General features: G+C 65.5%; 13 protein-coding genes. 9 read left to right on the forward strand and 4 right to left on the reverse strand.

Going from position 1 to position 15472, the window contains the following annotated elements; genetic code table 11:
- Window positions 1–28 precede the first annotated feature (28 nt).
- The 4 genes from K7H93_RS08025 to K7H93_RS08040 form a co-directional block, all read right to left on the reverse strand.
- The gene (locus tag K7H93_RS08025; protein WP_230783205.1) at window positions 29–1555 is read right to left on the reverse strand and encodes a hypothetical protein; all 1527 of its coding nucleotides are present in this window, start codon (window positions 1553–1555) and stop codon (window positions 29–31) included.
- Window positions 1556–2059: 504 nt separating this feature from the next.
- Window positions 2060–3871 (reverse strand): AMP-dependent synthetase/ligase, encoded by a 1812-nt coding sequence (locus K7H93_RS08030; protein WP_230783206.1) that lies wholly within the window; start codon window positions 3869–3871, stop codon window positions 2060–2062.
- A 94-nt stretch (window positions 3872–3965) separates the two neighbouring features.
- Window positions 3966–5693, reverse strand: coding sequence for a gamma-glutamyltransferase (gene ggt / locus K7H93_RS08035; RefSeq protein WP_230783207.1), 1728 nt, complete (start codon window positions 5691–5693; stop codon window positions 3966–3968).
- A gap of 8 nt (window positions 5694–5701) precedes the next feature.
- Window positions 5702–6736, reverse strand: a complete 1035-nt coding sequence (locus K7H93_RS08040) for a quinone-dependent dihydroorotate dehydrogenase (RefSeq protein ID WP_230783748.1) — start codon at window positions 6734–6736, stop codon at window positions 5702–5704.
- A gap of 117 nt (window positions 6737–6853) precedes the next feature.
- Between K7H93_RS08040 and K7H93_RS08045 the strand changes: the two genes are divergently transcribed.
- The 9 genes from K7H93_RS08045 to K7H93_RS08085 all read left to right on the forward strand — a co-directional run bounded on the left by K7H93_RS08045 (window position 6854) and on the right by K7H93_RS08085 (window position 15467).
- Entirely contained in the window at window positions 6854–8680 is a 1827-nt protein-coding gene (locus K7H93_RS08045) for a DUF885 domain-containing protein (RefSeq protein ID WP_230783208.1), read from the forward strand.
- A 170-nt stretch (window positions 8681–8850) separates the two neighbouring features.
- Entirely contained in the window at window positions 8851–9306 is a 456-nt protein-coding gene (locus tag K7H93_RS08050; RefSeq protein WP_230783209.1) for an RrF2 family transcriptional regulator, read from the forward strand.
- Entirely contained in the window at window positions 9303–10796 is a 1494-nt protein-coding gene (gene sufB, locus K7H93_RS08055; protein WP_054525462.1) for a Fe-S cluster assembly protein SufB, read from the forward strand. The genes K7H93_RS08050 and sufB overlap by 4 nt, the downstream gene beginning before the upstream one ends.
- Before the next feature lie 372 nt (window positions 10797–11168).
- Window positions 11169–11741 (forward strand): DUF559 domain-containing protein, encoded by a 573-nt coding sequence (locus K7H93_RS08060; RefSeq protein ID WP_230783210.1) that lies wholly within the window; start codon window positions 11169–11171, stop codon window positions 11739–11741.
- The gene (locus K7H93_RS08065) at window positions 11734–12258 is read left to right on the forward strand and encodes a hypothetical protein (protein WP_230783211.1); all 525 of its coding nucleotides are present in this window, start codon (window positions 11734–11736) and stop codon (window positions 12256–12258) included. Before K7H93_RS08060 ends, K7H93_RS08065 begins: the two co-directional genes overlap by 8 nt.
- Window positions 12242–12991, forward strand: a complete 750-nt coding sequence (gene sufC / locus K7H93_RS08070; protein ID WP_230783212.1) for a Fe-S cluster assembly ATPase SufC — start codon at window positions 12242–12244, stop codon at window positions 12989–12991. Before K7H93_RS08065 ends, sufC begins: the two co-directional genes overlap by 17 nt.
- Complete coding sequence (locus K7H93_RS08075) at window positions 12984–13754, forward strand: SufD family Fe-S cluster assembly protein (RefSeq protein ID WP_230783213.1); 771 nt, start codon at window positions 12984–12986, stop codon at window positions 13752–13754. The genes sufC and K7H93_RS08075 overlap by 8 nt, the downstream gene beginning before the upstream one ends.
- Before the next feature lie 14 nt (window positions 13755–13768).
- The gene (locus tag K7H93_RS08080) at window positions 13769–14953 is read left to right on the forward strand and encodes an aminotransferase class V-fold PLP-dependent enzyme (protein WP_230783749.1); all 1185 of its coding nucleotides are present in this window, start codon (window positions 13769–13771) and stop codon (window positions 14951–14953) included.
- A gap of 10 nt (window positions 14954–14963) precedes the next feature.
- Window positions 14964–15467, forward strand: a complete 504-nt coding sequence (locus K7H93_RS08085) for an SUF system Fe-S cluster assembly protein (RefSeq protein ID WP_010235496.1) — start codon at window positions 14964–14966, stop codon at window positions 15465–15467.
- Window positions 15468–15472 lie beyond the last annotated feature (5 nt).

Raw genomic sequence — 15472 nt, forward strand, 5'->3', positions numbered from 1 at the left:
GCACTGACGGCCCGATCGGCGAATCGGGTCAGAACGCGACCTGCGCGCCTGCCAGAATCACATTGGTATCCGCATCCTGGTTCGACCAGGTGCTGCCATCGGGGAAATTGCCCCCCGACAGGAAGTTGAGCGGGACGTACCCGTTCACGCGGATGAACTCGCCGAACAGGTTCACGTTCGGTGCTGGGAACCACGAACCGCCCAGCACGATCTGGTTCTGCCGCCGCCAGGGGGAGCCTTCCTCACCCGAAATGAACTTCGAGAATTCGGCCGACAGCGCGAATTCGCGACGTTGCATGGTCAGGCTCTCGGCTCCGAAGCCGAAGCGGCCGCCGACGGTGAAGGCCTCGGGCTTCACTGCGTCATACACGCTCAGCGGGTTGGTCGGATCGGGCACGGCGGTGCCCGCCCATTCCTTCGTCGTCTTCGCATATTCGCCCATCAGCGTCAGCGGTCCATAGGTCAGCTTGCCATAGGCGGCGATGCCCGGGTTGTTGTCCTGACACGGGTTGAAGTGCGTGACCGGATAGTCCTGGCAATAGGCGGTGCCGCGCTGGTAGCTGGCACCGGCCATCAGCGCATTGCCCTCTCCGCCAAGGTCGATCGTGTAGCGCGCATCGACCGCGAAGTTGTTCGCGCGCGAAGGCACGCTGGTGCCCAGCACCGGAACGTTCGCCGAACGGAACTGCGCGCCACCCTGGATGATCATCCCGCGCACATGCAGCCCGCCCGAGACGAAGCCGACCTGTCCGCCATAGGCCAGCCCTGCGAAAGCGTGCCAGTTGGTCGAATTGGTGAACGGGTTGACCGTGTCGTTGAGCCCGAAGGGCGTGTCCATCTTGCCGACCAGAGCATAAACCGGCAGCTGGTCCAGATTGCCGAACATCACCCAGCCACGCCGCAGCTGGATCTGGTTGCGCGCCAGCGCGGTGATCGTCCCCTGACCGAAGCTCTGCTCCGGATCGTACAGCAGTTCCGCGTAACCGGTGACGTTGGGCAGCAGCCGCGCGGTCAGCGCGAGGTTGGCCGAATGCAGCACCACTTCGGAGACATTGTCGCCCAGCTGGTTGGCGCTGGTCGGGTGGCGCATGAGGTAGCCGAACTTGGAGTCGACCGTCGCCCACTGGTAATTGGCGATCGCGGTGATCCCGCCCGACAGCGTCACCCGGTCGGTCAGTTCGCCCGATTGCAGCGCCGCCAGCTGCACCAGCGGCTTCGTGTTCACGTTCTCCGCATGGTCGAGCATCTGGTACGCATAGGCGGCGTTGGTGCCGACGAAGTTCTCCGATCCCGCCACCTGCATCTCACGCGGGTCGTCGGCTTCGGTGACCACATCGACCGGGCCGGCGGCGCCTGCCGTCGTCGCGACGCGTGCCGTGCCGGGAATCTCGGCTTGCGCAGCCGCCGCAGGCACCTGCGCGTCGGATGCCGCGACGACGACATCGCCTTGCGCGGCTTTCACACTGCGCATGTCTTCAAGCTGCGCGCGCAGCTGCTGGTTTTCGCTTTGCAGCGCATCGAGCCGGTCTTCGAGCGCCTCGAGACGATCGAGCACGGCAGAGTCCTGCGCGAGCGCCGGCGTGGCCAGCGTGAAGAGCGAAATACCCCCCAGAAGGATTGCGCATCGGCGCGCACGTCCGCGTGTTGCGGTTGGGCAACTATTGGTGTTCATCACGTATCCTTATGTCCAAGCGACGGCACCATTCAGATTGCGAATAACGACCCAAATTACGCTGCAACCCCCAAAAGCCGCCGGTTGCGCGCGTTATAGCGCGTCAGCGAATGTGCCAAGTCTCAGATGGCAGCGTGTTCGAAAAATGTAGCAACGGCGCAACACAGACCTTCCCGTGCGACACCAGCCGAGCATTCTCGGGAATGCGGGTGCATGAAAACGCGCAGGAAAAGAGGGGGCGGCTCAAGGCTCCCCCACCCTGGGTCAGATCACCGGCGTATCACCAACCTTGGGCGCCCCATGCCGGGCCGTGCCCTCAACCCGGGCCTGTCACCGCCGTGACCGTCCGAATCCCCGTCTCATCGGCGATCCGCATGGCCGCGGTCCTCAGCTGCGATAGAGGGCGTTCAGCCGATCGCCGTAGCGTTCCCTGATCTTGTGCCGCCGGATCTTCATGCTCGGCGTCATTTCCTCATTCTCGATCGAGAACGGCTCGTCGGCGAAGGCGAACCCGCGCACCTTCTCGACCACCGACAGTTCCGCATTGACCCGGTCGATCGCCTTGCGGATTTCCGCGCGAAACTCGGGCAGCTCGAGCACTTTCTTGCAGTCGAGCGACTTGTTCTGCGAATTGCACCAGTCGAGCGCCCACTCGGTATCGGGTACGATCAGCCCGACCACGTAGGGCCGCCGGTCGCCGACCACCATCGCCTGCCCGATCTCGGGCTGGAGGGTCAGCATCCCCTCAAGCTTCTGGGGCGCGACATTGTCGCCCTTGTCGTTGACGATCATGTCCTTCTTGCGGTCGGTGATGACGATCCGGCCCTTGTCGTCGATGTAGCCGATATCGCCAGTGTGCAGCCAGCCGTCCTTCAGCGCGCGGTCGGTTTCGCCTTGGTTCTGCCAGTAACCATGCATCACCAACTCGCCACGGCACAGGATTTCGCCATCCTCGGCAATCCTGACCTCAACGCCCTTCATCGGCGGGCCGACCGTGTCCATCGACACGCCGGCAGAAGGCCTGTTGCAGCTGATCACCGGCCCCGCCTCGGTCTGGCCATAGCCTTGCATCATCGGCAGGCCGAGCGCCTGGAAAAAGATCCCGACATCGGGGTTGAGCGGCGCGCCGCCCGAAACCATCGCCTTGATCCGGCCGCCGAATTTCTGGCGGATCTTGGGCCTCAAAAGCTTGCCGACGAGCGCATCCATCGGCTTGTCGCGCAGGCGCTTCTTGCCCTTGTTGGCGGCCCGCTCCTCTATCTCCAGCGCGCGGTCCAGCAGGAAACTCGCAGCGCCGCCCTGCTTGGCGATCTGCTTCATGATCCGCGTGCGCAGTACTTCGAACAGGCGCGGGACCACGACCATCACAGTCGGGCTGGTTTCCTCGATATTGCTGGCGAGCTTCTCCAGCCCCTCGGCATAGAAGATCTGCGCGCCGACACCGATCGGCAGGAATTGCCCGCCGGTATGTTCGTAGGCGTGGCTCAGCGGGAGGAAGGAGAGGAAGCGCTCATCGTTCGACAGGTCGAAATCGTCGATCAGGATGTCCGCAGCGCCCGCGACATTGCACAGGATCGCGCCATGGTGCTGCAACACGCCGCGCGGTGCGCCGCCGGTGCCGCTGGTATAGATGATGCAGGCAGTGTCCCGGCGCCCGATCTTGGCGATTCGCGCATCGACTGCGGCGCGCGCGGCCTTCGCATCGCCCTGCGTCATCCGCTCCCACCCATGGCAGGCCAGGTTGCCGCCCTGGTATCCGCGCACGCTTTCGATCGGAATGATGTGTTCGGCAATGCCGGTCGCGAAGATCGCCGGGATCAGAGGGCCGGATAGCTTTTCGTTCGACACGATCACCGCCCGCGCACCCGAATTGTCGAGGATGTGGACGTGGTCGCGCTCGGTATTGGTGGTGTAGGCGGGCACGGTGATGCAGCCTGCCGCCATGATCGCGAGGTCTGAAATGCACCATTCGGGCCGGTTCTCGCTCACCAGCATGACCCGGTCGCCGTCCCTGAGGCCGAGGCCGCGCAGGTTCTCCGCCAGCAGGCACACCTGATCGGCGGCCTCCCGCCAGCTGATGGTCTGCCACTCGCCAGCGACCTTGCGCCCGAGGAAGGGCTTGTCGCCGCCCGCGTCGGCGCGTTTCAGGAACAATGAGACGAGGTTGCTCGCCCGTTCAATCTCTTCAAGCTGCGTCAAAGCCGCACCGTCTCCCAGGTTTCGTTATTTTTATAACTATGTGCGGCGATCTAGGCTCCCGGCAGGATTACGGCAAGCGCGGGGGCCGATGCCCTCAGGGCAGTTCCAGCTGCCCTTCGAGCCGCGGATCGCGCGCCGAGACCCAGCGATCGCCCTCTCGCACCACGATCCCTGCCTTCACCGGTGCGGGGCGAATGGTCAGCATGGTGTGGCCGAGCGAGCGGAAGGCGTCCTGGCTGTCCGCCAGCCACGTGCCTTCTTCCAGCAGCACGCTGTCGCCGAACGCCATGACGAAGGGCAGACCCAGCGCGTCTTCGGGAGCCAGCCCGAAATCGATCACGCCGATGATGCTGCGCGCGGTCTGCACGGGGATCGTGCTGCCGCCGGCCGCGCCGACCGCCATGAACGGCTGACCCTGCGGGTCGTAGACCACCACCGGCGCCATCGAGCTGCGCGGGCGCTTGCCACCCTCCACCCGGTTCGCGACAGACTTCCCGTCGACCGTGGGCGAGCGGCTGAAATCGGTCAGCTCGTTGTTGAGATAGAACCCGTCGACCATCAGCCCCGATCCGAAGGCGCTTTCGATGGTCGAGGTATAGCTGATCATCGTGCCTGCATCGTCGACCACCGCGATATGCGAGGTGCCGCGCTCCTCGGGCTCGTCGCCATCGGCCAGCGCCAGGTCCGCGCCTTCGGGCGTGCCGGGCTTCACTTCGGCCAGAGTGCTGCCGGGCAGGATCAGCGCGCCGCGCCGCGCGAGGTAATCGGGCGCGATCAGTCCGGCGGCGGGGACGGGCACGAAATCGCTGTCCGCAAGGTAGAGTTCGCGATCGGCATAGGCGAGCCGCTGGGATTCGAGGAACAGGTGCCAGGTCACCGGATTGCGCGGGCCGAGTGCGGCAAGATCGAACCGCTCCAGCTGGCCGATGATCTGCATCACCGCGACCCCGCCCGAGGTCGGCGGCCCCATCGCGCAGATGCGATAGGCGCGGTAGCGGGTGCACAGCGGCGCGCGCTCCTTCGCGACATAGCCTTCGATATCGCGCACGGTCATCGCCCCGCTGCGCGGTGTGTCGTCGGCGACTGTCTTCGCGATCCGCTCGGCAAAATCGCCGTCGTAGAATGCATCGGGCCCGGCCTGCGCGATTCTCTCGAGCGTGCGGGCCAGCGCCGGGTTGGTCAGCGTGGAGCCGATCGCGACCGGCGCGCCTGCCGCATCGTAGTACAGCGCCTTGCCCTGATCGCTGCGCGCGCCGGTATCGGCGCTGTCGGACAGCGACTTGTTGAGCCGCGGGTTCACGCGGAAGCCGTCGCGCGCCAGCGCGATCGCGGGTTCGAACAGCTGGGCCCAGGGCAGCTTGCCGTGCTCTGCATGGGCCTTCGCGGCAAGCGCGAGGTTGCCCGGGACGCCGACGCTCAGCCCGCTGCGCACCGAATCGCGGAACGGCGGCACCCTGCCGTCCTTGTCGAGGAACCAGTCAGGCGTTGCCCCAGCGGGGGCGGTTTCGCGCCCGTCATAGGTCGTGACCGTGCCATCGGCATCGCCCAGCACCATGAAGCCGCCGCCGCCGATCCCGGAGCTTTGCGGCTCGACCACGGTCAGCGCGAGCATCACCGCGATTGCCGCGTCAGTTGCGGTCCCGCCCCGGCGCAGCATTTCGTAGCCGGCCTCCTGCGCCCGCGGGTCTGCGGCGCTGACTGCGCCTTGGGTCGCCTGCGGAGCAGCGGTTTCGACCGGCGCGACGGGGGCAGTCGCGCAGCCTGCGAGCGAAAGGGCGGCGGCGATCCCGAACAGCGGGGCTTTGAAGGTTCTGGCGAGCATGGCGATCCTCAGGCTTGCGATCCGATGGCGTCCTCAATCGACGCAAAGCCTTCCGCCCGCAACCTTTGCGAAAGGCCCTTGGCGATCCGGCGGCCGAGCATCGGCCCGTGATAGACCATCGCGGAGTAGAGCTGCACCAGGCTCGCGCCCGCGACGATCCGCTCCCACGCGGCGTCGGCGCTGTCGATCCCGCCGGCAGCGATCAGCGGGATCTCGCCCCCGGTCGCCTTGCGGAAATCCTTCAGCCGCTGAAGCGCGAGCGGCGCGAGCGGCGCGCCCGACAGTCCGCCCGCCTCGTCGGCATGGTTCGACTTGAGCGGCGGGCGGGCGAGCGTGGTGTTGGAGATAATCAGCGCGGCAAGCGGGCTGCCCAGAGCAACCTTCGCGATCGCGTCGATCTCGCTCGGCTCCAGATCGGGCGCAAGTTTCAGGAAGACCGGGGTTGCCCGCTCTCCGCGTGCCTCGAACACACCGTCGAGCAGGTGCTTGAGCGCATCGCCCGTCTGCAGGTCGCGCAGGCCCGGCGTGTTCGGGCTCGAAATGTTGATCGTCAGATAGCTGGCGAGCGGGGCCATCAGCTCGGTCATCAGCGCATAATCGGCGATGCGATCGTCGCTGTCCTTGTTGGCGCCGATGTTGATCCCGACGATCCCGGGCCTGCCCGCACGCTTGCGGAGACGCCTGTGCGCGGCCTCGGCCCCGCCATTGTTGAAGCCCATGCGGTTGATGACCGCACGATCCTCCGCCAGCCGGAACAGGCGTGGGCGCGGATTGCCCGCCTGCGGCAGCGGGGTGATCGTGCCGACCTCGACGAAGCCGAAGCCGAGCCCCAGCAGCGCATCGGGCACTTCGGCATCCTTGTCGTAGCCCGGCGCAACGCCGACCGGGCTGGGGAAGGTGACCCCGCCGATGGTCACGCCAAGCGCCGGATCGTGGCGCGGCGGGCGGCCTGTCGGCAGGCGCTTGAGCCCGGCAAGCGACAGGCGGTGCGCGCGTTCGGGGTCGAGCGTGAAGAGCAGCGGGCGAGCAAGCGGGAACAGCATCGCGCCATGCCCTATGCTGGCCATCGCGAGGTGTCGACTGTCGTTTGCAGCGCCCTATCATTGGCGCGCTGCCTCGGGCAGGGTGGCCGAAACATGCAATTCTTGGGGAGACGCCGCATGACCAACACCCGCATTCCGGGCCAGACCGCCATCGTCCTGCTCGCGAGCCTGGGGCTCGCCGCTTGCACCACCACGCAGACCGAGACCAGCACCGCGCCGGTCGCGAGCGCGGAGGCACCCGCCGCGCAGGTTCCGGCGGATATCGACACTTTATTCGACCGGTACGACGCGGCGCAGCTGGAAATGTCGCCGCTGACCAAGGCCTATCGCGGGATTCGCGACGAGGATTACGGCACCTGGGGCGACTTTTCCGATCAGGCGGAGGTGCGCGAACAGGCGCTGTTGCAGGACACTGCGGCGGCCATGCGGGAGGGCTACGATGTCGCCACGCTCTCGCCGCAGGATGCGCTGTCCTACCGCCTGTTCGACGCGATGGCGAAGCGCTCCGCCTCGCTCTTCCCGTACCGCGACTACGGCTACATCTTCGACCAGATGAGCGGTGCGCAAAGCCAGCTCCCCGCCTTCCTGATCAATATCCACGCGGTGCAGAACGCCGATCAGGCGACCGACTATATCTCGCGGATCGATGGGCTGGGCGATGTAATCGACACGCTGACCGCCCAATCGCGCGAGCGTGCCGATGCGGGCGTGATGCCGCCCGACTGGGTCTATCCCTACGTCATTTCGGATGTTCGCAACCTGCTCGACGCGGGTGAAAACAGCGCGGTGCTGGAAGATTTCCGGGGTAAAGTTGGCGAACTCAATTTGCTCGACGCTGAGCGCGCGTCGCTCGTGGCGCAGGCCACCTTGGCCTGGAACGACAGCGCGGTGCCTGCCTATCGTCGCCTGCTCGCCGAGATGGAGCGGCAGCAGGCCATTGCGCCGACCGATGACGGAATCTGGCGTTTGCCCGAGGGCGAGGCGTATTACTCCGCGCTGCTCAAGAACTATACCACGACCGACCTCACCGCCGACCAAATCCACCGGATCGGGCTGGAGAATGTCGCGCGGATCCACGACGAGATGCGCGCGATCATGGACCAGGTCGGGTTCGAGGGAAGCTTGCAGGAATTCTTCGAATTCACCCGCACCGACGACCGCTTCTATTACGACACGCGCGAGGCCTATCTGGCCGATGCGCAGGCGCGGCTGGATGCGATGGAAGCCAAGCTGCCCGAGTTCTTCGCAACGCTCCCCAAGGCCCCGCTGCAGGTCAAGCCGGTCGAGGCGTTTCGCGAAAAGAGCGCAGGAAAAGCCTTCTACCAGAGCCCCGCACCCGACGGCTCGCGCCCCGGCACCTATTACGTGAACCTCTATAACCTGAAGGACATGAGCAGGAACGAGCTCGAAGCGCTCGCCTATCATGAAGGCCTGCCCGGCCATCACCTCCAGCGCACGATCCAGACCGAGCTGGGCGATGTGCCGCCCTTCCGCCGCTTCGGCGGGGTGACCGCCTATACCGAAGGCTGGGGCCTCTATTCGGAGGAGCTGGGCAAGGACATGGGCTTCTACACCGATCCCTATGCCGATTTCGGGCGGCTGCAGATGGAGCTGTGGCGCGCGTGCCGGCTGGTGGTCGACACCGGCATCCACTCCAAGCGCTGGAGCCGTGAGCAGGCGATCCAGTACCTGAAGGACAATACGCCCAATCCCGAGGGCGACATCCGCAAGGCGATCGAACGCTATGTCGTCTATCCCGGCCAGGCGACCGCCTACATGATCGGCAAATTGAAGATCATGGAGCTGCGTGAACAGGCACGCGCCGAGCTGGGTGAGGATTTCGACATCCGCGAATTCCACGATGCCGTTCTGCTGCCCGGGCCCGTGCCGCTCGATATTCTGGAGGAGAATGTCGAGGCGTGGGTGGCGAACAAGAAGGGCTGAACCGCATCCCCACGCGTCACCCCCGCGAAGGCGGGGGTCCCGCTTCTTGTCGACAGGGCCGCCACAACAGCGGGATTCCCGCCTTCGCGGGAATGACGAAGGGAGTGCAAACGACTCGCAAGAGTCGGGTTTTGGTTGAAATCGGACTGATTTAGTCCGAATTGGCTGGCATGCGCCTCAGCAACCTTGCCGACTACGCCATCGTGATCATGGCCGCAACCGCCCGCAAATGCGGTTCGGCGTCGCTTGTCGAGGCCGACAGAAGAAAGCGCGGACGCGTGTCGTCGGCCGATCTGGCGCAGGAAACCGGCATTCCGGTGCCGACCGCGCAGAAGATCGTCAGCAAGCTGAGCGCGGCTGGCCTGCTCCGCTCCACCAGAGGCGCGGGCGGCGGGCTCCAGCTGGGCCGGCCTGCGGCGGCGATCAGCATGGCCGACATCGTCGAAGCGATCGAAGGGCCTATCGCGCTCGTCAGTTGCATCGACACCGGCGATTGCGCAGTCGAGCACGAATGCAGCGTCAAACCGCACTGGCCGGTGGTCAACGCCGCGGTGCGCGGCGCGCTGGCCGAGGTTTCGCTGGCGAAAATTGCGGGCGCAGTACCTGCACAGAAAGAAGTGGCATGAACGAAGCAATCGACCTCAAGCAGCCCGAGCAGGACGCGGAGGCAAAGGCAGCCGCCGCGAAAGCCGCCGACTACGAGTTCGGCTGGCATTCGGATATCGAGACCGACTACGCACCCAAGGGGCTGTCGGAAGACACGGTCAGGTTCATCTCGGCCAAGAAGAACGAGCCCGAGTGGATGCTCGAATGGCGGCTCAAGGCCTACCGCAAATGGCTGACCATGACCGAGCCGGACTGGGCCAAGATCGGCTATCCGGCGATCGATTATCAGGACGCGTATTACTACGCCGCGCCCAAGAAGAAGGAAGAGCTCGAAAGCCTCGACGAGCTCGATCCCGAGATCAAGTCGGTCTACGACAAGCTGGGCATCCCGCTGGCGGAGCAGGAAGTGCTCGCCGGGGTGAAGGGCGCGCGCAAGGTCGCGGTGGATGCGGTGTTCGACAGCGTCAGCGTCGCCACCACCTTCCGCGAGGAATTGCAGAAGGCGGGGGTGATTTTCCTCTCGATCAGCGAGGCGATCCGCGAGCACCCGGAACTGGTCAAGAAGTGGCTCGGCCGCGTGGTGCCGCAGAACGATAACTACTTCGCCTGCCTCAACAGCGCGGTCTTTTCGGACGGCACCTTCGTCTACATCCCCGAAGGCGTACGCTGCCCGATGGAGCTCTCGACCTATTTCCGCATCAATGCGGAGAACACCGGCCAGTTCGAACGCACGCTGATCGTCGCCGAAAAGGGCAGCTATGTCAGCTACCTCGAAGGCTGCACCGCGCCGATGCGCGACGAGAACCAGCTCCACGCCGCCGTGGTCGAGCTGGTCGCGATGGACGATGCCGAGATCAAGTATTCGACCGTGCAGAACTGGTATCCCGGCAATTCCGAAGGCGTCGGCGGGATCTACAATTTCGTGACCAAGCGCGGGCTGTGCCAGGGCGCGCGCAGCAAGATCAGCTGGACGCAGGTCGAGACCGGCTCTGCGGTGACGTGGAAGTACCCCAGCTGCGTGCTCAACGGTGAAAACTCCGTAGGCGAGTTCTACTCGGTCGCGGTCACCAACAACCACCAGCAGGCCGATACCGGAACCAAGATGATCCATAACGGCAAGGGCAGCCGCTCGACGATCATCTCCAAGGGAATCAGCGCCGGGCAGAGCAACAACACCTATCGCGGGCTGGTCCGCGTGGCCGCCAATGCCGAGGGCGTGCGCAACCGCACCGAGTGCGATTCGCTGCTGCTGGGCGACAAGTGCGGCGCGCACACCGTGCCCTATATCGAGGTGAAGAACCCCACCGCGCAGATCGAGCACGAGGCGACTACCTCCAAGATTTCCGACGACCAGCTGTTCTACGCGCAGCAGCGCGGGCTGGACGAGGAAGCGGCGATCGCGCTGATCGTCAACGGCTTCGCCAAGGAAGTGCTGAAAGAACTGCCGATGGAATTCGCGGTCGAGGCGCAGAAGCTGCTGGCGATCTCGCTTGAAGGGAGTGTGGGGTGATCGGCGCCACCCTCTACCCCCTCGTCATCCCGGCCTCCGAGCCGGGATCCCGCTTCTTCCAGCGCGGCGCAAAAGGCAGCGGGACCCCGGATCAAGTCCGGGGTGACGGTTGTTTTCATGGGGGCGTAGCGATCTTGCTCGAAGGAAGCATGGGGGCAGTATGACGAGAGTATTTATCGACACGCGGTGTCAAACGATCTCTTCGCACTTCGAATTCGAGGCGGTTCCGCGCGCTGGTGAAGTGATTTTTGTGCGAACTGAAAAAGCAGAGGTCAAACTCACAGTGCGTTTGGTAGAACATTATCCAGAGACCCTTCACGAGGGTGGGGCGCCCATGAGCCATATTACTTTGCAGTGTGAGGTCTCAGCGCAATGACCGAACGCAAGACTCTTAACCTCCGGCCCGCATCCGAAGACTCCACCGCCGCCGCCGTCAAACGCAAGGGCCGCGGGTGGGAAATCTCGGAGAAGCGCCTCGATGCGCTGCATGATCGTGCGCGCGAGATGCGCCGCCATGCGAGCCCGGCGCACAAGGCGCTGGCCGAGAAGTTCTCGAAGGCCGATTTCGGGCGCTATTCCTTCACCCGCTTCGCGGTCGTCGGCAGCGCGATCGTCGATTTCAACTCGCACAACATGGGCCTCGCGATCCTGATCGACGAGGAGGGTGTGGAGCCCGCCATCGCCACCCGGCGCGACAAGAGCCTCGAGGCTGTCGGCATCCGCGTGGTCCACGTGCCAGCCGCCGATATCCTGACCGATATCGACGCGGTGCTGGCCACGCTGACGCAGGAAATGCGCGCCGCGATCGCCAACCGGAAGGAAGCGCGCCGCCGCCACGAGGCCGAGAATCCGCGCCAGACCCGCCCGCGCTACGACCGCGACGGCAACGGCCCGCCGCGCCCGAACAATCGCGGCAGGAGCGATCGGGGGCGGCGCGATGGATAGGCTCGAAATCCTCGCGCACGCAGAGGTGGCTGATGCGAGCCGCGACCTGCTCGCGATGCAGGCGCTCGCGCGGGAGGTGCTGACCTCCGACGCACCCCGCCTCGCGCCGCTCGCCCGCACTCTGCGCCGCGATCTCGATGCGGCGATCAACGGCACGGCCACGCCGTGGACGACCACGCGCACCCGTCTGGAAGCACGCAAGCTTGCCAGGTTGGCGAGCCCGCCCGTCCTGCAGGCCGAGCTCTCCACCCCGAACCGCACTGCACGCCCTGCCTTGAATGCGTCCGACGAACGCAATGAACTGCTGCACGTCGGCGCCGCGCTGACCGCGCTCGCGCTGTGGCTCGCCTGGGCCGCGCAGCTTTCGGCGCAGAACGCGATTTTGTGGGACGGCGGCACCGGCCCGGCGCAGACGCAGAACCTCGTTTCCCTTTACGCACCCGCGGTGCTGGCGCTGCTCGCCACGCTGATCGCGATCAATCCCCCGAATAGGTTTACCAATGCTCCAGATCGATAACCTCCACGCCGAAATTGACGGCAAGAAGATCCTCGATGGCCTCACGCTCACCGTGAATGCGGGCGAGGTGCATGCCATCATGGGCCCCAACGGCGCGGGCAAGTCGACGCTTGCCTATGTGCTGGGCGGGCGACCGGGATACGAAGTCACCGAAGGCTCGGTCACTTTCCGCGGGCAGGACCTGCTGGCGATGGACCCGCACGAGCGGGCGGCCGCAGGCCTGTTCCTCGGCTTCCAGTATCCGGTCGAGATTCCGGGCGTCTCCAACATCCAGTTCCTGCGCGAAGCCTTGAACGCCCAGCGCCGCGCGCGCGGCGAAGAGGCGATGACCGGCGGCGATTTCCTCAAGCTGGCCAAGGAAAAGGCCGGACTGCTCAAGCTCGACATGGAGATGCTCAAGCGCAACGTGAACGTCGGCTTCTCGGGTGGCGAGAAGAAGCGCGCCGAGATGGTCCAGATGGGCATTCTCGATCCGCAATTCGCGGTGCTGGACGAGACCGATTCCGGGCTCGACATCGACGCGTTGCGCGTGGTCGGCGACGGGATCAACGCGATCATGCGCAACCCGGAAAAGGGCGTGCTGCTGATCACCCACTACCAGCGCCTGCTCGACGTGGTGCAGCCCGACCGGGTCTCGATCCTCAGCAAGGGGCGCATCGTCAAGACCGGCGGGCCGGAACTGGCCACCGATCTGGAGCGCGAAGGCTACGACGCGGTGATGGCAGATGCCTGAAGCAGCGCTCCTTCCAACGAACCGCGACGAAGCCTGGCGCTATTCCGATATCGACGCGCTGCAGGATACCGCACCCGACACGTTCGAGGCGTGGGAAGATGTCCGCGTGGCCGAGGGTGAGACGTGGTCCGACCTGATCGTGCTCGACGGCGGCGCCGACAAGGATGGGGGCCTGGAGATGCGCCGCCTGCGGATCGTGCTCGAAAAGAACGCGCGTGCCGAACTTGCCGCGCTGGTCGCGGGTGGCCAGCTCGGGCGGCTCGAAGTGGTCGTGACGCTGGCCGAAGGCGCGCATTTCGAACTCGGCGGGATTACGCTGGGCGGTGGCGACACCACCCGCGAGATCGTCACCCGCATGGCGCATGAAAAGCCCGGCGCGACCAGCAACCAGACCGTGCGCAGCGTCCACTGGGGCAAGGGCACGGGCAATTTCCTCGGCCGGATCGATGTCGTGCGCGATGCGCAGAAGACCGACGCGGCGCAGAGCTTCAAGGGCCTGCTGCTGGAAAAGGGCGCGAGCGTGAACAGCGTACCGCAGCTGGAGATTTACGCCGACGACGTCCAGTGCGCGCATGGCGCCACCGTCGGCCAGCTGGACGAATCCGCGCGCTTCTACATGGCCGCGCGCGGCCTTCCGCCCGAGACCATCCGCCGCCTGCTGGTGCAGGCCTTCATCGGCGATGCGACGCGCGAGCTGGCGGACGAGGCCACGCGCGAAACGCTGCTGGAAAAAGCGCTCGACAAGCTGGAAGAGTGGGCGTGAGCGACAGTCGCACCATGGACCGCGCGAATCTTGGCATCTGGTCGCAGTTCCCCGGCCTGCTGACCGGGGATGGCGAGCCGTGGCACTATCTCGACAGCGGCGCCACCGCGCAGAAACCGCGCGTGGTGATCGATGCGATGGCACGCTCGCTCGGCGAGGATTACGCGACCGTCCATCGCGGGATTTACAGCCGCTCGGCGCAGATGACGCTGGGTTACGAGGCTGCGCGTCGCCGCGTGGCCGCCTTCATCGGCGGCGGTGAGAATGAACTCGTCTTCACCCGCGGCGCGACCGAAGCGATCAACCTTGTCGCCTACAGCTATCCGAAAAAGGGCCGCGTGCTGCTCAGCCAGCTGGAGCATCACTCCAATATCGTCCCGTGGCAGCTGGCGGGCTGGCAGGTCGATGTCTGCCCGCTGACCGACGACGGCCGGATCGATCTCGACGCGGCGGAACAGATGCTGACGTCCGAGCACGAGATGGTCGCCTTCGCGCATGTCTCCAACGTGCTCGGCTCGGTGCTCGATGCCAAACGCGCGGCGGAGCTGGCGCATTCGGTCGGCGCGAAGCTGCTGCTCGACGGATGCCAGGCTGCACCGCGGCTGCCGGTCGACGTGGAGGAGATCGGCTGCGATTTCTACGCGATGAGCGCGCACAAGATGTACGGGCCGACCGGCGTCGGCGCGCTGTGGGGCCGCAAGGAGCTGCTCGATTCGATGCCCCCATGGCAGGGCGGCGGATCGATGATCGACAAGGTCAGCTTTGCCGAAACCACCTACGCCCCGCCGCCGCAGCGGTTCGAGGCGGGCACGCCCGCGATCGCCGAAGCGCTCGCGTTTGCGACCGCGTGTGAGTTCATCGAGGATATCGGCCTCGACACTATCGAGGCTCACGAACGTTCGCTGGTTTCGCAACTGCGCGAGGAACTCGCCCGCATTCAGGGCGTGCGCGTGTTCGGGCCGGAAGATTCGCTCGCCATCGTCTCGTTCGAGCTGCCGGGGGTTCACCCGCACGATCTGGGCACCATATTGGATGAAGAGAACGTGGCGATCCGTGCTGGCCACCACTGCTGCCAGCCGCTGATGGACCACCTCGGCGTGCCGGGAACGGCGCGCGCCAGTTTCGGGGTCTACTCCGACGAGAGTGACATCGCCGCACTGATGCGCGGGATCGACCGCACGCTGAAGATTTTCGCCTGAGGAACGCAGGATGAGCGACGAAGAAAAAGATTACATCGCGGCCCCCTCGCCGACCGAGCAGATGGTCGCGAGCAAACCACCCCGCGCGCGGGTGGAAGACGCGGTCGATCCGGATGAAGAAACTGCCGGCGAGAAGCTTGCACGCAAGCGCGACTATCTCGACGGGTTCCTCAAGAAGAAGCCCGAAGCGTCGAGCGAGACGGGTGCGGGCGGGGCCTTGCAGGAAGCAGTGATCGCCGCGCTCAAGGAAATCTACGACCCCGAAATCCCGGTCAATATCTACGATCTGGGCCTGATCTACGGCGTCGAAGTCTCCGAGGACAAGGACGTGGTCGTCACCATGACGCTCACCACGCCGCACTGCCCGGTGGCCGAATCCATGCCCGCCGAGGTCGAGATCCGCACCGGCTCGGTGCCCGGCGTGCGCGATGCCGAGGTCAATCTGGTGTGGGACCCGCCGTGGGGCCCGGACAAGATGACCGACGAAGCGCGGCTCGAACTGGGAATGCTCTAAACTTT

Source organism: Citromicrobium bathyomarinum (genome assembly GCF_021021475.1).
Lineage (GTDB): Bacteria > Pseudomonadota > Alphaproteobacteria > Sphingomonadales > Sphingomonadaceae > Alteriqipengyuania > Alteriqipengyuania bathyomarina.